The 16,830-nt window shown below is 69.2% G+C and carries 17 protein-coding genes; 12 read left to right on the top strand and 5 right to left on the bottom strand.

Translation table 11 applies throughout. The annotated features are described in order from the left end of the window. The 3 genes from mreC to WC555_RS13985 all read right to left on the bottom strand — a co-directional run. The coding region (gene mreC, locus WC555_RS13995; protein ID WP_373254504.1) for a rod shape-determining protein MreC at window positions 1–907 on the bottom strand (907 nt) is incomplete at its 3' end. 138 nt (window positions 908–1,045) lie between these two features. Continuing rightward, entirely contained in the window at window positions 1,046–2,086 is a 1,041-nt protein-coding gene (locus WC555_RS13990) for a rod shape-determining protein (RefSeq protein ID WP_055832642.1), read from the bottom strand. 199 nt (window positions 2,087–2,285) lie between these two features. Continuing rightward, window positions 2,286–3,002, bottom strand: a complete 717-nt coding sequence (locus WC555_RS13985) for a TVP38/TMEM64 family protein (RefSeq protein ID WP_373254503.1) — start codon at window positions 3,000–3,002, stop codon at window positions 2,286–2,288. Window positions 3,003–3,102: 100 nt separating this feature from the next. On the opposite strand from WC555_RS13985, the gene WC555_RS13980 reads away from it, so the two are divergent. Continuing rightward, a complete protein-coding gene (locus tag WC555_RS13980) occupies window positions 3,103–4,308 on the top strand; it encodes a pyridoxal phosphate-dependent aminotransferase (RefSeq protein WP_373254501.1) in 1,206 nt (401 codons plus the stop codon). 35 nt (window positions 4,309–4,343) lie between these two features. Here WC555_RS13980 and WC555_RS13975 read toward each other — a convergent pair whose 3' ends face one another. After that, window positions 4,344–5,360 carry a polyprenyl synthetase family protein gene (locus tag WC555_RS13975; protein WP_373254499.1) on the bottom strand — a complete coding sequence of 339 codons (1,017 nt, stop codon included), beginning with the start codon at window positions 5,358–5,360 and terminating at the stop codon, window positions 4,344–4,346. 116 nt (window positions 5,361–5,476) lie between these two features. Between WC555_RS13975 and WC555_RS13970 the strand changes: the two genes are divergently transcribed. The 8 genes from WC555_RS13970 (at window position 5,477) to WC555_RS13935 (ending at window position 13,503) form a co-directional block, all read left to right on the top strand. Further along, a complete protein-coding gene (locus WC555_RS13970; protein ID WP_373254497.1) occupies window positions 5,477–6,235 on the top strand; it encodes a tRNA1(Val) (adenine(37)-N6)-methyltransferase in 759 nt (252 codons plus the stop codon). 165 nt (window positions 6,236–6,400) lie between these two features. Continuing rightward, window positions 6,401–7,012, top strand: coding sequence for a TIGR02466 family protein (locus WC555_RS13965; RefSeq protein WP_373254495.1), 612 nt, complete (start codon window positions 6,401–6,403; stop codon window positions 7,010–7,012). Between the two features lie 58 nt (window positions 7,013–7,070). Further along, the gene (locus WC555_RS13960) at window positions 7,071–9,236 is read left to right on the top strand and encodes a copper-translocating P-type ATPase (RefSeq protein WP_373254494.1); all 2,166 of its coding nucleotides are present in this window, start codon (window positions 7,071–7,073) and stop codon (window positions 9,234–9,236) included. 158 nt (window positions 9,237–9,394) lie between these two features. Then, entirely contained in the window at window positions 9,395–11,062 is a 1,668-nt protein-coding gene (ettA, locus tag WC555_RS13955) for an energy-dependent translational throttle protein EttA (protein WP_373254491.1), read from the top strand. A 24-nt stretch (window positions 11,063–11,086) separates the two neighbouring features. Next, window positions 11,087–11,314, top strand: a complete 228-nt coding sequence (locus WC555_RS13950; protein ID WP_373254488.1) for a DUF433 domain-containing protein — start codon at window positions 11,087–11,089, stop codon at window positions 11,312–11,314. Beyond that, complete coding sequence (locus WC555_RS13945) at window positions 11,311–11,643, top strand: DUF5615 family PIN-like protein (RefSeq protein WP_373254486.1); 333 nt, start codon at window positions 11,311–11,313, stop codon at window positions 11,641–11,643. The genes WC555_RS13950 and WC555_RS13945 overlap by 4 nt, the downstream gene beginning before the upstream one ends. Then, a complete protein-coding gene (locus WC555_RS13940; protein ID WP_373254484.1) occupies window positions 11,640–12,575 on the top strand; it encodes a 2-hydroxyacid dehydrogenase in 936 nt (311 codons plus the stop codon). The genes WC555_RS13945 and WC555_RS13940 overlap by 4 nt, the downstream gene beginning before the upstream one ends. A 97-nt stretch (window positions 12,576–12,672) precedes the next feature. Then, the gene (locus WC555_RS13935) at window positions 12,673–13,503 is read left to right on the top strand and encodes a DUF6065 family protein (protein WP_373254505.1); all 831 of its coding nucleotides are present in this window, start codon (window positions 12,673–12,675) and stop codon (window positions 13,501–13,503) included. On the opposite strand, the gene WC555_RS13930 is transcribed toward WC555_RS13935, so the two are convergent. After that, on the bottom strand, window positions 13,504–13,977 hold the full coding sequence (locus tag WC555_RS13930) for an EF-hand domain-containing protein (protein ID WP_373254482.1): 474 nt from the start codon (window positions 13,975–13,977) through the stop codon (window positions 13,504–13,506). It abuts the gene before it with no gap. A gap of 114 nt (window positions 13,978–14,091) precedes the next feature. Between WC555_RS13930 and WC555_RS13925 the strand changes: the two genes are divergently transcribed. The 3 genes from WC555_RS13925 to WC555_RS13915 all read left to right on the top strand — a co-directional run. After that, window positions 14,092–15,054, top strand: coding sequence for an ArsR/SmtB family transcription factor (locus WC555_RS13925; protein ID WP_373254481.1), 963 nt, complete (start codon window positions 14,092–14,094; stop codon window positions 15,052–15,054). Further along, window positions 15,051–16,007: a methylenetetrahydrofolate reductase [NAD(P)H] gene (gene metF / locus WC555_RS13920; RefSeq protein WP_373254478.1), complete on the top strand. Its 957-nt coding sequence runs from the start codon at window positions 15,051–15,053 to the stop codon at window positions 16,005–16,007. Before WC555_RS13925 ends, metF begins: the two co-directional genes overlap by 4 nt. Further along, on the top strand, window positions 16,004–16,830 hold an 827-nt coding region (locus tag WC555_RS13915), incomplete at its 3' end, for a homocysteine S-methyltransferase family protein (protein ID WP_373254476.1). The genes metF and WC555_RS13915, both read left to right, overlap by 4 nt.

Here is a 16,830-nt window from a genome sequence, read left to right as displayed (position 1 = left end):
CCGGGGTGGCCTCCGACAGGGAGCCCAGACCCGCCAGCGGCGGGGCGTTGAGGTCGTCCGAACCGATCAGCTGGCCGAAGTCCTCGAACAGCATGACGCGGACATAGTCGATGGCGCCCCGGTCGCTGAACAGCTTGACCCGCCAGGAGCCGTCGATGCCCTTGGCCGCGACGCCGATCGGGACGCCGCGCGGGAAGCCGCCGCCGTCGCCCGAGGACAGGATGCGGTCGCCGGCCTGGACCGCGCCGACGCCGCGGATGAACTCGAGACGGGGATTTGGCGACCCGTCGCCGGTCAGCAGGGCGCGGGCGTCGGTGCGGTCGACCAGCACCGGCGTGCGGCTGGCGACGTCGGTGAGCAGCACCATCCGGCTGACGCCCGACGATGTTCCGACGATGCGGCCGACCAGGCCGTGCTCGTTGATGACGGGATTGCCGACCTTGACGCCCTTGGCCGAGCCGGCGTCGATCAGGCGGGCGTTCGAGAAGGGGCCGCGGGTGTCGGAGATGGAACGGGCCGTCTGCATCGCCACCGGCGGCTCGGGCCGGATGCCCAGCATGGCCTCATAGCGGGCGTTGACGTTCTTGAGGGCGATGGCCTGGTCGCGCCACGGGGCCAGTTCGGCCAGCTCGCTCTTCAGGCGGCGGTTCTCGGAGACGGCGAAGAAATAGCCGCCGACATAGTCGCTGGCGTGGCCGAACCAGCGGACCGGGGCGGCGAAGACTCCGCCGACCGGACCGGCGACCGCCTCGGCCCCCGAGCGGACGGGCTGGTAGGGCGAGGTCTGGGCCCGCACGTCGCTGATCAGCAGCAGGATGCAGCCGATGGCGGCGAGCACGACGGCGAGGGCCGCGGTCCAGACCAGCGGCACCTTGATGTTTTCGAACGGTCCGTCGCGAAACGCCACGGCGCGCCTTCCTGGAAAAGAGGGAATCAGCGGGAGCCCCCCGCCGACGTCTGCAGCCTATCGCAAAATCCGGGCCAGTTGGAAACCGGCGCGGACCCCGCAATGGCAGGGATTCAAGGCGATGTTTCGACCTGCCCCCTAGAGGGCCGAGTCGAGCACGCCCTTCATCCAGCGCGGATGCTCGAGCACCCGGCCGCAGCCGATGGCGACGCAGGACAGCGGATCGTCGGCGACCGAGACCGGCAGGCCGGTGTGGTCGCGGATCTCGGCGTCCAGACCGCGCAGCAGGGCGCCGCCGCCGGTCAGCATGATGCCCTTGTCGGCGATGTCGGCGGCCAGTTCGGGCGGGGTGGCTTCCAGCGCCACCTTCACGGCCTCGACGATCTGCGACACGGGCTCGGCCAGGGCTTCGGCGGCCTGGCGTTCCGAGATGCGGACCTCGCGCGGGACGCCCTGCATCAGGTCGCGGCCCTTGACGTCGATCGACAGGCCTTCGCCGTCGGCCGGGATGCGGGCGGTGCCGATGTCCTTCTTGATGCGCTCGGCGGTGGTCTCGCCGATCAGAAGGTTATGGTTGCGGCGCATATAGCTGATGATCGCCTCGTCCATCTTGTCGCCGCCGACGCGGACCGAGCGCGAATAGACGATGCCCGACAGCGACAGGACGGCCACCTCGGTGGTGCCGCCGCCGATGTCGACGACCATGGAGCCGGTCGGCTCGTGGATCGGCAGGCCGGCGCCGATGGCGGCGGCCATCGGCTCGTCGATCAGGCCGACGCGGCGGGCCGAGGCGTTGAGGCAGCTGTCATTGATGGCGCGGCGCTCGACGGCGGTGGCGCCCGACGGCACGCAGACGATGACCTTCGGGTTCACGAAGCCCTTGCGGTTGTGAACCTTGCGGATGAAGTGCTTGATCATCTCCTCGGCGACTTCGAAGTCGGCGATGACCCCGTCGCGCATGGGACGGATGGCTTCCATGTGGCCCGGGGTGCGGCCCAGCATCTGCTTGGCCTCCAGGCCGACGGCGTGGACGATCTTCCGACCACCGACGTTGCGCAGGGCGACCACGGACGGTTCGTTCAGCACGATGCCCTTGCCCTTCATGTAGATCAGGGTGTTGGCGGTGCCGAGGTCGATGGCGATGTCGTTGGAGATCGCGCCGAAAATGCTGGAGAACATGGGTCCGGGATACCGTTCGTTCGGGCCTTGGAGGGGCGTTAGGCAGTCTCGATCCGCTTCGGCGATGCCCCGGCGTCGCGCATCCCCACGCACCGCTTCCTGATCGTTATCGCCTGACCGACCTTACGGCTCGTTTGCCCGTGTGTGACCGCGAATACAAGCCCTTGTACGCGCCGCTGTCGAAGCCGTGACCAGCCGTTCAATCGGCCCCCGACGCGGCCTCGCGTCGTTTGACCAGTTCGCGCACCCCCAGCATCAGACCCAGCCAGACCACGGCGACCCCGGCGAGGATCAGCGAGGTCCAGACGCCGTCGCCGCTGACCGCCGAAACCACCGCCCCGCCGAAGAAGGACACCAGGGCCGTCTTGGGCAGCACGCCCAGGGAACAGCCCGCCAGAAAGCGCCAGAACGACGCCCGGGTCGCGCCGAAGGCCATGTTGACGACGATGAAGGGCGCCGAGGGCACATTGCGGATCATGAAGCTGGCGTAGAAGGCGTTCTTGCCCACGAAACCCTTCAGCCGGCCCATGGTCCGGCCGCCGAAGCGGTCGACCAGCCGCGCCGTCGGCCCGCGCCCCATCCAGTAGGTGACGCCCGCCGAAACGATGGTGGCGGCCCAGCTGTAGAAGAAGCCCAGCGACGGCCCGAAGGCGACGACGCAGGCGGCGATCAGGATGAACTGCGGCGCGCCGATGAAGGCGGCGGCGATGAACAGGATGACGGTGGCCGCGAAGGCCCACGGACTGCCGGAATAACCCTGCAGCCAGGCCTCGAGGTTCTCCTCGGCCGCCAGCCCGAGCTGGGTCTTGCCGATCGCCAGCAGGGCCACCGTCGCGCCGAGCAACAGCGCCGTCGCCAGCACGGCCCGCCAGCGGCGGCCCTCCATGTTGAGGATGAAGTCGATCAGGCGGCGCATGGGACGGCGATTAGCATTCTCGTCCGCCCCGGGCGAGCGCCCGCCATTTGATCGCCCTTTCGCAACTGCGTAAGGATGCGCGCCTTCCCCGGGAGTCGCCATGTCCAGCCTGCAGTCCGCCGCCCTGTCTCGCGTCAAACCCTCGGCCACCCTGGCGGTGACCGCCCGCGCCCGCGAGCTGAAGCGCGAGGGTCGCGACGTGATCGGCCTCGGCGCCGGCGAGCCCGACTTCGACACGCCCGAGAACATCAAGGAAGCCGCCATCGCGGCCATCCGCCGGGGCGAAACCAAATACACCGACGTCGACGGCCTGCCCGAGCTGAAAGCGGCCGTGGCGGCCAAATTCGCGCGCGAGAACGGCCTGACCTATGCGGTGGACCAGATCCACGTCGCCCCGGGCGGCAAGACGGTGATCTACAACGCCCTGCTGGCCACCCTGTCGCCCGGCGACGAGGTGATCGTGCCCGCGCCCTACTGGGTGTCCTATCCCGACATGGTGCTGCTGGCCGGCGGCGAGCCGGTGACGGTCACGGGGCATGAGGCCGACGGCTTCAAGCTGAAGCCCGAGGCGCTGGAGGCGGCGATCACGCCGCGGACGAAATGGCTGATCCTCAACAGCCCGTCGAACCCGACCGGCGCGGCCTATACCGGCGCCGAGCTGGAGGCCCTGGCCGCCGTGTTGCGTCGCCACCCGCAGGTCTGGGTGATGACCGACGACATGTACGAGCACCTGATCTACGGCGACTTCGAGTACAGGACGCTGGCCCAGGTCGCGCCCGATCTCTACGAGCGGACGCTGACGGTGAACGGCGTCTCCAAGGCCTACGCCATGACCGGCTGGCGCATCGGCTACGCCGGCGGGCCGAAGCCGCTGATCGACCTGATGCGCAAGGTGGCCGGGCAGACGACGTCCAACCCCTCGTCGATCAGCCAGTGGGCGGCGGTCGAGGCGCTGAACGGGCCGCAGGACTTCATCGCCGAACGGGCGACCCATTTCGAGGCGCGCCGCGATCTGGTGGTGTCGATGCTGAACCAGGCGACCGGCATCCGCTGCGCCACGCCGGAGGGGGCCTTCTACGTCTATCCGTCGATCGAGGGGCTGATCGGCAAGACGACCGAGGCGGGCGTGGTGATCGACGGCGACGACACGTTCGCGACGGCCCTGCTGGACGCCGAGGGGGTGGCGGTGGTGCAGGGCTCGGCCTTCGGCCTGAGCCCCTATTTCCGCATCAGCTATGCGACCTCGGAAACGGTGCTGGAGGAGGCCTGCCGGCGCATCCAGCGGTTCTGCGCGGGGCTGCGCTGACCGTCTCCTCCCCATCGCAGATGGGGAGGAGACTTTCAGGCCGCCCGCGACACCGCGAAATCAGCCAGTTGCTCCAGCGCATCCCGCCATTCGCCGGCGGGCAGGCCCTTCAGCGCGGCCTTGGCGGCGTCGGCGTATTCATGGGCGGTGGCCAGGGTGGCGCCGACCGCGCCGGAGCCGATGACCAGTTCGCGGGCGCGGCGGAAGTCGTCCTCGGTGCGCTGGCCCTTGTTGATGGTGCGCTCCCAGAAGGCGTCCTCGCGACCGCGCGTGCGGGCGGCGGCCAGCAGCAGGGGCATGGTCACCTTGCCCTCGCGGAAGTCGTCGCCGGCGTTCTTGCCCAATTCCTCGGACACGCCGCCGTAGTCGAGGGCGTCGTCGGCCAGCTGGAAGGCCAGACCCAGGTTCAGGCCATAGGCGCGCAGGGCCTGGACGGCCTTTTCGCCCGCCCCTGCCCCGACCGCGCCCGACTCGGCGGCGGCGGCGAACAGTTCGGCGGTCTTGGCCGAGATGATGCGCAGATAGGTTTCCTGATCTAGGTTCAGGTCGTGGGCGCGGGTCAGCTGCAGCACCTCGCCCTCGGCGATGACGCTGGAGGCCCGGGCGAGGATGCCGAGGGCGCGCATCTGACCGGTCTCGACCATCAGCTCGAAGGCGCGGGCGAACAGGAAGTCGCCGACCAGGACGCTGGACGGCGCGCCCCAGATCAGGTGGGCCGCGACCTTGCCGCGGCGCAGGTTGGAGCCGTCGACGACGTCGTCGTGCAGCAGGGTGGCGGTGTGGATGAACTCGACCGCGGCGGCCAGCTTGACCGGGGCGGTGATCTCGCCCGCGGCGCCCGAGGCGCGCGCCGCGGCCACCGTCAGCAGCGGCCGCAGCCGCTTGCCGCCGGCGCTGACCAGATGGTCGGCCAGCAGGGGAATCACCGGCACCTGCGACTGCATCCGCGCGAGGATCAGGGCGTCGACGGCCGCCATGTCGTCCTTCGCCAGCCGAACCAGAGGCTCGACATCTCCCTTCGAGCGGGGATCGGCGACGGTGACAGCGTCCAACGGAATACTCATTCGGCGCGGCGCGGGAGGAGGATCGCACCGGAAAATCCAGCCGCCGCCTTGCCGGGCGGCGATGCGGCGCACAATGGTGATCGGGCCATGAAGGGTCAAGCCGCGTGACCGCCGCACCGCAATCGTCCGACGCCGTCGACATCGTCGAGAACGCCCTGCTGGGCGGGCGCGTCCGGCTGCGCCAGCCGGCGAAAGGCTATCGCGCCGGCATGGACGCCGCCCTGCTGGCCGCAGCCGTGGAAGCGGCGCCGGGGCAGCGGGTGCTGGAGGCGGGCTGCGGCGCGGGAGCGGTGCTGATGCAGATCGCGGCGCGGCGGCCGGGCGTCCGCCTGACCGGGCTGGAGCGCGATCCGGCCATGGCGGCCCTGGCGCGCGAGAATGCGGCGCTCAACGGCGTCGAGGCGACGGTCGTGACCGGCGACGTGGCGGCGGGGTTCCGGGCGCTGGAGATCGAGCCGTTCGACTGGGCCATAAGCAATCCGCCCTTCTTCGACGACGCGGGGGCGCTGCGGGCGCCCGCCCCCGGCAAGCGCGGGGCCTGGATGGCGGACGACGGGCTGAAGGCGTGGACGGACTTTCTGCTGAAGGGCGTGCGCGAGGGCGGGCGGATCGTGGTCATCCACCGGGCCGACCGACTGGCCGATCTGCTGGCCCTGCTGGGCGAAAAGGCCGGATCGTTCGCCGTCAGGGGCGTTCACCCGCACGCGGACGAGCCAGCCAAGCGGGTGCTCATCAGCGCGGTGAAGACGGGCAAGGCGCCGCTGCGGCTGCTGCCGCCGCTGGTGCTGCACGACCGCGGGGGGCCGAAGCATACGGCCGAGGCCGAAGCGATCCTGCGGGGCGAGGCGGCGCTGGAGTGGTGAAAGCTGACCTCTCCCTCCCCTTCATGGGGAGGGACGGCGAGGCGCAGCCGAGCCCGGGTGGGGAAGGCCGAAACAACCACCGTCCGGGATCGAGGCTGACATTCCCCACCCGGTCGCTTCGCGACCACCCTCCCCACAAGGGGGAGGGAGATGTATGGGGTGTCCATGTCCCTGCGCCCCCTCTTCGTCACCCAGGTCTATGAGGCCTCACTGGCCGCCGCTCCCGGCTTCGAGACCTTCAACGCCGCCCTGGCCGACGCCTGCCGCATCCTGGCCCTCGAGGATCAGGCCGGGCGGGCCTGGTGCCGCGAGCACGGATACCGCGGCTATACTTCCTACGGCTCCCTGGCCGACCTGCCGCACCGCATGCCCGAGTTCGCCGACCTGAAGCGTCTGCTGGACCGCCACGCCCTGCTCTATGCGAAGGCGCTGAATTTCGACCTGGCGCGCAAGCCGCGGCTGGACAATCTGTGGGTCAACATCCTCAAGCCCGGCGGCGGGCACAGCGGCCATATCCACCCGCACGCCTTCCTCAGCGGCACCGTCTATGTCGAGGTGCCCGACGGCGCCTCGGCCCTGAAGCTGGAGGATCCGCGCCTGCCGCTGATGATGGCCCGGCCCGGCGTCCACGCCGACGCGCCCGAGGCCGAAAAGCCCTTCGTCTATCTGGCCCCGCAGGCGGGCACGATCCTGATGTGGGAGAGCTGGCTGCGCCACGAGGTGCCGCCGAACCGCGCGAAGACCGAGCGCATCTCGGTCAGCTTCAACTACGCCTGAGGCCGTGTGGACCGAGAGATCACGCCTGGTTGTGGAAGCCGGGGACCGGAGGCCTTGAATGTCGCACGCCACCTCGCACGATCCTGACGCGGCGACCGGACCGGCCCGCCCCGGCGCCATCTACACCTGCCCCATGCACCCCGAAGTGCGCCAGACCGGACCCGGAACCTGCCCCAAATGCGGCATGGCGCTGGAACCTCTCGTCACCACCGCCGACCAGGCTCCCAATCCCGAGATCGCGGACTTCAGCCGCCGCCTGATCGTGGCGACGATCCTGACCCTCCCGCTGTTCGTCATGGAGATGGGGTCGCATCTGTCTGGTTTGCGCATACCCCTGCCCCACAGCTGGAGCGGCTGGGCGCAGTTGGCCCTTGGCACGCCTGTGGTGCTCTGGTCGGGGTGGCCGTTCGTGGCGCGGGGTTGGACTTCGGTCCGCACCTGGCGCCTGAACATGTTCACCCTGATCGCGCTCGGGACCCTGGTGGCCTGGAGCTTCAGCACCCTGTCCGTCATCGCTCCGGACCTGATTCCCGAGGCCTTCAAGGACGGGCACGGCCAGCCGCCGCTCTATTTCGAGGCCGCCGCAGTGATTATCACCCTCGTCCTGCTGGGCCAGGTGCTGGAGCTGCGGGCGCGCGAACGCACCTCGGGCGCCATCCGCGCCTTGCTGGACCTGGCTCCGAAACGGGCGCTGCGGGTTCGTCCCGACGGGACAGACGAAGAGATTTCCGTGGATCACATCGTCGTCGGCGACCGCCTGCGGGTCCGCCCCGGCGAAAAGGTTCCGGTTGACGGCGTCCTGATCGAAGGCCGCGCCTCGCTGGATGAATCCCTGGTCACGGGAGAGTCCATGCCGGTGACGAAACAGATCGGCGACCCGGTCATCGCCGGCGCCCTGAACGCCACCGGCGGCTTTGTCATGGAGGCGCGCAAGGTCGGCGCCGACACCCTGCTGCACCAGATCGCCGTCCTGGTCGCCAAGGCCCAACGCAGCCGCGCCCCGATCCAGCGACTGGCCGACCGGGTGGCGGCCTGGTTCGTGCCGACGGTCGTTCTGGCCGCCGTCGCCGCCTTCGTCGCCTGGGCGATCTGGGGGCCTGAGCCGCGTCTGGCCTATGCCCTGGTCGCCGCCGTCAGCGTGCTGATCATCGCCTGTCCATGCGCTCTGGGCCTGGCCACGCCCATCTCGATCATGGTCGGGGTCGGCCGCGGCGCCCAGGGCGGCGTCCTGATCCGCGACGCCGAGGCGCTGGAACAGTTCGGCAAGGTCGACACCCTCGTCGTCGACAAGACCGGCACCCTGACCGAAGGGCGCCCTGCCCTGACCGCCATCCGGCCCGCGCCCGGCTGGTCCGGAGACGATCTGGTTCGACTCGCCGCCAGCGTCGAACGCGCCAGCGAACACCCACTGGCCCGCGCTGTCGTCCAGGCGGCCGAGGCCCGCGATCTGGTCCTGTCCGCCGTCTCGGATTTCGATAGTCCGGTTGGCCGGGGCGTCATGGGCGTGGTCGACGGACGCCGTGTCCTGATCGGCTCCGCGGGCTTCCTCGGCGACCAGGGCGTGGATGCGTCGCCCCTGTCCGCCGAGGCCGGGACCCTGCGCCAGGACGGCGCCACGGCCATCTATGTCGCCGTGGACGGCGACCTCGCCGGAGTCCTGGCCATCGCCGATCCGGTCAAGTCGACGAGCCGGGCCGCCATCGCAGCCTTGCATCTGGACGGGGTGCGCATCGTCATGCTGACCGGCGACAACGCCACCACCGCCAGGGCCGTCGCCGCCCGGCTGGACATCGACGAGGTCGAGGCCGACGTCTCCCCCGCCGACAAGGCCGCCGTGGTGGAGCGGCTGCGCGCCGAGGGCCGGATCGTCGCCATGGCCGGCGACGGGGTCAACGATGCACCTGCCCTCGCCGCCGCCGACGTCGGGATCGCCATGGGCGCCGGCGCCGACGTCGCCATCGAAAGCGCCGGCGTCACCCTGTTGTCGGGCGACCTCAACGGCGTGGTCCGCGCCCGGCGCCTGTCAAAGGCGACCATCCGCAACATCCGCCAGAACCTGCTGTTCGCCTTCGGTTACAACGCCCTGGGCGTGCCGCTGGCGGCGGGCGTGCTCTATCCGACCTTCGGCATCCTGCTGTCGCCGATGATCGCGGCCCTGGCCATGTCCTTGTCCTCGGTCAGCGTCATCACCAACGCGCTGCGGCTCAAGGGAGTCAGACTCTGAAACCAGCGCGAATGCCCCCCGGGACGGTGAATGGATGCAGCGGCGGTCGCCATCAAACCGCCCTCCCCCGCGCCTAGACATTTGCCCAACGGCGGCGCGGCGGCTACATCCCGCGCCAACCTCCCCCCACTTCGGAACGACAGGGCGCACCGCACCTCATGGCGCAGCAATATATTTTCCAGATGCAGGGCCTGACCAAGGCCTTTCCCGGCGGCAAGAAGATCTTCGAGAACATCTGGCTGAGCTTCTACAACGACGCCAAGATCGGCGTCGTCGGCGTCAACGGCTCGGGCAAGTCGACCCTGCTGAAGATCATGGCCGGGCTGGACAAGGAATTCTCGGGCGAGGCGCGCGCCGCCGACGGCATCAAGCGCGGCTATCTGGAGCAGGAGCCCCAGCTGGACGACAGCCTGAACGTCCGCGAGAACGTCGAGGCCTGGTGCGAGGAGAAGCAGTGGGTCAACCGCTTCAACGCCATCGCCATTCAAATGGGCGAAGAGTACTCCGACGAACTGATGGAGGAGATGACCGCCCTCCAGGAGAAGATCGACGCCGGCGACGTCTGGGACATCGACAGCCGCATCGAAATGGCCATGGACGCCCTGCGCTGCCCGCCCGACGACTGGGAGGTGACCAACCTGTCCGGCGGTGAAAAGCGCCGCGTCGCCCTCGCCCGGCTGCTGCTGTCCAAGCCGGACATGCTGCTGCTCGACGAACCGACCAACCACCTCGACGCCGAGTCGGTGGCCTGGCTGCAGCACCACCTCGAGAACTTCCCCGGCTGCGTCATCCTGGTGACCCACGACCGCTACTTCCTGGACCTGGTGACCAAGTGGACGCTGGAGCTGGACCGCGGCAAGGGCCATCCCCACGAGGGCAACTATTCCAGCTGGCTGGAGGCCAAGACCAAGCGCGTGGTGCAGGAGCAGTCGGAATCCGAAGCCCGCCAGCGCGCCCTGACCCGCGAACTGGAATGGGTCCGTTCGGGCGCCAAGGCCCGCCAGGCCAAGTCCAAGGCCCGTCTGGCCGCCTATGAGCGGATGGTCGACGAGCAGGAGAGCCTGCGCGGCGCCCAGACCCACGCCGTCATCCAGATCCCGCCCGGCCCGCGCCTCGGCAACGTCGTGCTCGAGGCCGAGGGGCTGGAGAAGGCCTATGGCGACAAGCTGCTGTTCAAGGACCTGACCTTCAAGCTGCCGCCCAACGGCATCGTCGGCGTCATCGGGCCCAACGGCGCCGGCAAGTCGACCCTGTTCCGCCTGATCACGGGCCAGGAACAACCGGACGCCGGTACGATCAAGGTCGGCGAGACGGTCAAGCTGGCCTATGTCGACCAGAGCCGCGACGATCTGGAGCCCAACAAGACCATCTGGGAAGTCATCTCGGGCGGCACCGACGTGATGATGGTCGGCAAGCGCGAGATCAACACCCGCGCCTATGTCGGCAGCTTCAACTTCAAGGGCGGCGACCAGCAGAAGAAGGTCGGCCAGCTTTCGGGGGGCGAACGCAACCGCGTCCACCTGGCCAAGACCCTGGCCACCGGCGGCAACCTGCTGCTGCTCGACGAACCGACCAACGACCTGGACATCGAGACGCTGCAGAACCTCGAGGAGGCGCTGGAAGGCTTCGCCGGCTGCGCCGTGGTCATCTCCCACGACCGCTGGTTCCTCGACCGTCTGGCCACCCACATCCTGGCCTTCGAGGGCGACAGCCACGTCGAATGGTTCGAAGGCAACTTCGAGGCCTATGAGGAAGACAAGAAGCGTCGCCTCGGCGTCGACAGCCTGATCCCGCACCGGATCAAGTTCCAGAAGTTCGGGCGCTGATCCAATTGTGATAGGATGCGGGACATGAGCGATCTTCTGTCCCGCATCACCATCAGTCCCGACCAGTGCGGAGGGCGTCCCTGCATCCGGGGCATGCGTATTCGCGTGCAGGACGTGCTGGATATGCTGGCCGGCGGGGCCAGCCAAGAACAGATTCTGGCGGATTTTCCGTATCTCGAACCTGACGACATCCGCGCGAGTCTCGCCTATGCGGCCGCCAGTATCGGCGACACGGCCGTCATCGCGGCGTGAGGTTCATCATCGACGCCCAGTTGCCGCCATCGCTGGCCGACTGGCTGGCCGCGAAGGGGCACGACGCAGACCACGTGGCGACCACCCTGTCATTGGCTGCGCCGGATCAGGCAATCTGGCTGGTCGCCGCACAGCAGGACCGGATCATCATCACCAAGGACCGTGACTTCGCCATCTGGGCCTCCGAGCGGCGATCCGGTCCGCAGGTTGTCTGGCTAAGGTTGGGGAACGCCACGACCCTCTCGCTGTTCGCCTGGCTGGGTCCGCGCTGGCCGGAGATTGAGGCCCGGCTTGCTGAAGGTGTCCACCTGATCGAGGTTCGCCTATGACCGACCGCCCCGCCCTTCTGATCATGCAGCGGCACCTGGCGCCGCTGACCGCGTTTCTCGAGAGTCAGTGGACCGTCTACCGGTTCTGGGAGGGGCCGCCGCTTGAGGCGCAGGCCGAGATACGGGCGCTGGTGGTGGCGGGGGAGTTTCCGCTCGACAAGGCGCTGATCGAACAGTTGCCCAGGCTGCAGCTGATCGCCTGTTTCACCTCGGGCTACGACCGCATCGACACCGCATGGTGCAAGGCCCGCGGCCTGCCGGTCACCCATGCGCCCGGCGTCAACCATGAGGACGTGGCCGACCACGCCATCGGCCTGATCCTGGCCGCGCGGCGACAGATCGCGGCCGGCGACCGGGCCTTCCGGGCCGGGGAATGGACCGCGGACTCGAAGATGATCACGCCGTCCCTGCACGGCCAGCGGGTCGGGATCGTCGGCCTGGGCGGGATCGGCGAGGCCGTGGCGCGGCGGGCCGAGGCGCTGCGCATGACGGTCAGATGGTGGGGGCCGCGCGAGAAGGCCGCCGCCTGGCCCCGCGCCGCCTCCCTGCCCGAATTGGCGCGGGACAGCGACATACTGGTCGTGGCCTGCAAGGCCGACGACAGCAATATCGGCCTGATCTCGCGCGAGGTCATCGAGGCGCTGGGGCCGCACGGCCTGCTGGTCAATGTCGCGCGCGGCCAGCTGGTCGACGAGGACGCCCTGATCGCCGCGCTGAAGGACGGCCGGCTGGGTCAGGCGGCGCTGGACGTATTCGAGGACGAACCCACCGACATCGCGCGCTGGGCCGACGTGCCCAATACGGTGCTGACGCCGCACACGGCGGGGGCCACGACCGAGGCGGTGCAGGGCATGCTGATGCTGCTGATGCAGAACCTGACGGCGGCCTTCGCGGGCGAACCGCTGAAAACCCCGGTTCCGGAGACGGCCTGATCAGCATTGGAGGCTGGCGCGCGGCGATTTCGGCGAGGATATTCAGATCCCGCATCCGTTGAGAGGCAGCCCCGTGACCCAGCAGCCCGAAAACCCCCTGCGGCTGGAGTGTTTTCCCGTTCGGCCGTCGCCGCCGCAACTGGTTCCCGGGCGACCGGACCGGGACTGGATGGACGAATTCACCGCCCGCCATCCCAATCGCTGCCTGCCGTTGAGCATGGCCAACACCACGGGATGGGACATCCTGTGTCCGTACGGCTTCGAGGCCGAGTGGGACGGCGGCAAGGGGGCGGAGGCCATCCGGTTCACACCCGACGCCGACGCCGACGCCGACCTGTTCGGCCATTTCGCCGCCTCGCATTTCACCCACGGCGTGGTCACCTTCCACACCGGCTGGCTGTTCCGCACGCCGCCCGGGTGGGCGCTGCGGGTGTCGGGCAGCCCGAACCGGTTCAAGCACGGCCTGGCGGCTCTGGAGGGCCTGGTCGAGACCGACTGGCTGCCCTACCCCTTCACGATGAATTGGCGCTTCACCGCGCCCGGCAAGGTGCGGTTCGAGAAGGACGAGCCCTTCTGCTTCATCCAGCCGGTCCAGCATCACAGCGTCGAGGCGTTCCAGCCGGTGCGCGCTTCCCTGGAGGGCGACGCGGAACTGGCCCGGCAGTACGAGGCCTGGAAAGAGGTCCGCGCCCTGTTCAACAACCGCATGGCCGCCGGCGATCCGGAAGCGATCAAACAGGCCTGGCAACGCTATTATTTCCGCGGGGAATATCCGGATCAGGCGGAAAGGCCGGCCAGCCATGTGAACAAGCGTCGCCTGGCGCCGCTGTCGGACGCGCCGGAGGCTCCCGGGTCGCCGCAGACGCCGACCGACTTCATGGTCTGGTCGGCGATGGACGCGGCCGGACCGGTGAAGGACGGGACCTGATCAACCGCCCTCGGGCGGTCCGTCCGGAAAGGTCGGCATCGACGGCGCCTGGGCCGGGACGCGAACGGGCGCCGGCGCAGGAGGGGCGGGCATCATGGCGGCGCGTTCGGCCGGCGTGACGAGGCCGTCCTGGTCCGAGTCCAGGCTGGCGAACAGGGCGGCGGCGGCGTTGCGCATCTCCTCGCGGGTGATGCGGGCGTTCCGGTCGGCGTCGGCGCGGGTGATCATCGACCGCATCCGCGGCCCGCCGGCCTGGCTCATCGGCGGCCGGGTCAGGACCCCCAGTTCGTCGCCGGTGATCACGCCGTCGACGTTGGCGTCGAGACGGTCGAACATCTGGTCCTGGCGGGCCTGCATGGCTTCCAGGGTCTGGGGCCCGCCCATGCCGGGTCCCATGCCGGGAGGCGGCGTCTGGGCGGCGGCCGCCGTGGCGAGGGCGAGCACGAGCGAGGATGCGAAGGCGGTGCGGATCATGGCGTATCTCCTGCCGGGTTCCACGAGATCAGACAGTGTACGCCCGTTTACCCGGCCGTGTCGCGCGTCGCAATTCACTTGCCAAATCATATAAGGATATCTTTATATAAACCTATGTCGTTGACCGCAGATCAGGCGATCGAAGCGCTGCGCGCCGCGGGCGAACCCACTCGCCTGCGCGTGCTGTCGCTGCTGGCCGGCGAGGAGCTGTCGGTGATGGAATTGTCGCGGATTCTGGAGCAGAGCCAGCCCCGCGTGTCCCGGCATCTGAAGCTGATGGCCGACGCGGGCCTGATCGAGCGCTTCCCCGACGGGGCGCGGGTCTTCTATCGCCTGTCCTCCGATCCCCAGGCGCGCCGGCTGGTGGACACCGTGCTGGATCTGCTGGACGACGCCGCCCATGGGGCCGACGACGCGCGGCTGGAGGATGTGAGGCGCGACCGCGGCGCGGCGGCCAGCGCCTATTTCGAACGCGTCGCGCCCCAGTGGGACCGCATCCGCTCGCTGTATGTCTGCGAGACCGCCGTCGAGGCGGCGATCAAGCGCGCGGCCGGCGACGGCCCGTTCGAGCGCGTCGTCGACCTGGGCACCGGCTCGGGCCGGATGCTGACCCTGCTGGGCAAGACGGCGAAGATGTCGGTCGGGCTGGACCTCAGCCAGAACATGCTCAACATCGCCCGCGCCAATGTGACCAGGGCCGGGCTGGACAAGGTCGAACTGCGCCACGGCGACATCTTCGCCACCCGCCTGCCCGAACACAGCGCCGACCTGGTGCTGGTGCATCAGGTCCTGCACTACCTCGCCGATCCGGCCGCGGCCGTGGCCGAGGCGGCGCGGCTGGTCATGCCCGGCGGCCGGCTGCTGATCGTCGATTTCGCCCCGCATCAGCTGGAGCATCTGCGCGAGGAGCACCAGCATCGCCGTCTGGGCTTCTCCGACCCCGAGATGCGGCGCTGGCTCTCCGGCGCGGGCCTGAAGCCGAGCGCGCCCATCGCCCTCCCCCCCGACACCGACGGCCTGACCGTCTCGATCTGGACCGCCGAACGTCCAGCCGCAGCCAAGGCCAAGGTCGCATGAGCATCGCCCCCCGCAGTCTCGCCGAGGCCCGCGCCCTGTTGCTGTCGCCGCTGGGGCCCGTCGCGCGCGCCGGACAGGATTCGTCGCGCCCCCGCGTCTCGTTCGAATTCTTCCCGCCCAAGTCCGACGAGGCCGAGGCCAATCTGTGGAAGGCGGTGACCCGCCTGGCGCCGCTCGAGCCCGAGTTCGTCTCGGTGACCTACGGCGCCGGCGGTTCGACGCGCGAGCGCACCCACCGGACGGTCGAGCGCATCCTGGCGGAAACGTCCCTGACCCCCGCCGCCCACCTGACCTGCGTCGAGGCCAGCCGCGAGGATGTGGACGCGGTCATCGAAGGCTATCGCGACGCCGGGGTGCGCCATATCGTGGCCCTGCGCGGCGATCCTCCGGGCGGAAACGGCATCGGCGGCGCCTATGTTCCGCGTACGGACGGTTACGCCAACGCCACCGAACTGACCGCCGCCATCACGGCGAAGGGCGGCTTCGACGTCATCGTCGGCTGCTATCCCGAGGGTCATCCCGAAAGCCCGTCGATGGACCACGACATCGATGTGCTGAAGGCCAAGATCGACGCCGGCGCCACGCGCGCCATCAGCCAGTTCTTCTTCGACATCGACGCCTTCCTGCGTTTCCGGGATCGGGTGCGGGCGGCGGGGATCACCATTCCGATGTCGCCGGGCATCATGCCTGTGACCAATTTCAGCGGCCTGAAGCGGATGTCGGCGGCGTGCGGCGCGGCCGTGCCGGACTGGCTGGCGGCGCATTTCGACGGGCTGGATGACGACCCGGAGACCCGCAAGCTGATCGCCGCCTCGGTCGCCGCCGAGACCTGCGCCCGGCTGCAGGAGGAGGGGTTCGCCGACTTCCACTTCTACACATTGAACCGCGCCGACCTGGTCTACGCCATCTGCCGGGTGCTGGGCGTGCGTGAGACGAAGGCCGCCACAGCATGAGTTCCCCCCTCCCCCGCAGCGAACGCATCGCCGCCCTGCACCGGGCCGCGAAGGAACGCATCCTCGTCCTCGACGGCGCCTGGGGCGTGATGATCCAGCGCAGCAACCTGTCGGAAGAGGATTTCCGCGGCGACCGCTTCACCGATCACGTCGGCCAGATGAAGGGTAACAACGACATCCTGTGCCTGACCCGGCCCGACATCATCGCCGGCCTGCACGACCAGTATTTCGCCGCCGGCGCCGACATCTCCGAGACCAACACCTTCTCGGCCACGGTCATCGCCCAGGACGACTACAAGCTCGACGCCCGGTCGGTCTGGGACATCAATCTGGAGGGCGCGAAACTGGCTCGCGCCGCCGCCGACCGCTGGACCGCGAAGGAGCCGCACAAGCCGCGCTTCGCCGCCGGTTCGATCGGACCGTTGAACAAGATGCTGTCGATGTCGTCGGACGTGAACGACCCCGGCGCGCGTCTGGTGACCTTCGACCAGGTCTATGACGCCTATCGCCATCAGGTGAAGGCGCTGAACGAGGGCGGGGTCGACCTCTATCTGATCGAGACCATCACCGACACGCTGAACTGCAAGGCCGCGATCAAGGCCATCAAGGACCTCGAGGACGAGGGCATGGAGGCCCTGCCGATCTGGATTTCGGGCACCATCACCGACCGCTCGGGCCGGACATTGTCGGGCCAGACGGCCGAGGCCTTCTGGAACAGCGTGCGCCACGCCAAACCCTTCGCCATCGGCTTCAACTGCGCCCTCGGGGCCGATCTGATGCGGCCGTTCATCGCCGAGCTGAGCCGGGTCGCCGACACCCTCGT

Origin of the sequence: Brevundimonas sp., assembly GCF_041648615.1 — a bacterium.
Classification (GTDB): Bacteria; Pseudomonadota; Alphaproteobacteria; order Caulobacterales; family Caulobacteraceae; genus Brevundimonas.
This window is presented reverse-complemented; position numbering and strand designations above follow the sequence as displayed.

Coding starts and splice junctions, on each gene's coding strand:
- WC555_RS13990 (WP_055832642.1), bottom strand. CDS start 2,086: ATGTTCTCCAGCATTTTCGGCGCGATCTCCAACGACATCGCCATCGAC.
- WC555_RS13985 (WP_373254503.1), bottom strand. CDS start 3,002: ATGCGCCGCCTGATCGACTTCATCCTCAACATGGAGGGCCGCCGCTGG.
- WC555_RS13980 (WP_373254501.1), top strand. CDS start 3,103: ATGTCCAGCCTGCAGTCCGCCGCCCTGTCTCGCGTCAAACCCTCGGCC.
- WC555_RS13965 (WP_373254495.1), top strand. CDS start 6,401: ATGTCCCTGCGCCCCCTCTTCGTCACCCAGGTCTATGAGGCCTCACTG.
- WC555_RS13960 (WP_373254494.1), top strand. CDS start 7,071: ATGTCGCACGCCACCTCGCACGATCCTGACGCGGCGACCGGACCGGCC.
- ettA (WP_373254491.1), top strand. CDS start 9,395: ATGGCGCAGCAATATATTTTCCAGATGCAGGGCCTGACCAAGGCCTTT.
- WC555_RS13950 (WP_373254488.1), top strand. CDS start 11,087: ATGAGCGATCTTCTGTCCCGCATCACCATCAGTCCCGACCAGTGCGGA.
- WC555_RS13940 (WP_373254484.1), top strand. CDS start 11,640: ATGACCGACCGCCCCGCCCTTCTGATCATGCAGCGGCACCTGGCGCCG.
- WC555_RS13930 (WP_373254482.1), bottom strand. CDS start 13,977: ATGATCCGCACCGCCTTCGCATCCTCGCTCGTGCTCGCCCTCGCCACG.
- WC555_RS13925 (WP_373254481.1), top strand. CDS start 14,092: ATGTCGTTGACCGCAGATCAGGCGATCGAAGCGCTGCGCGCCGCGGGC.
- metF (WP_373254478.1), top strand. CDS start 15,051: ATGAGCATCGCCCCCCGCAGTCTCGCCGAGGCCCGCGCCCTGTTGCTG.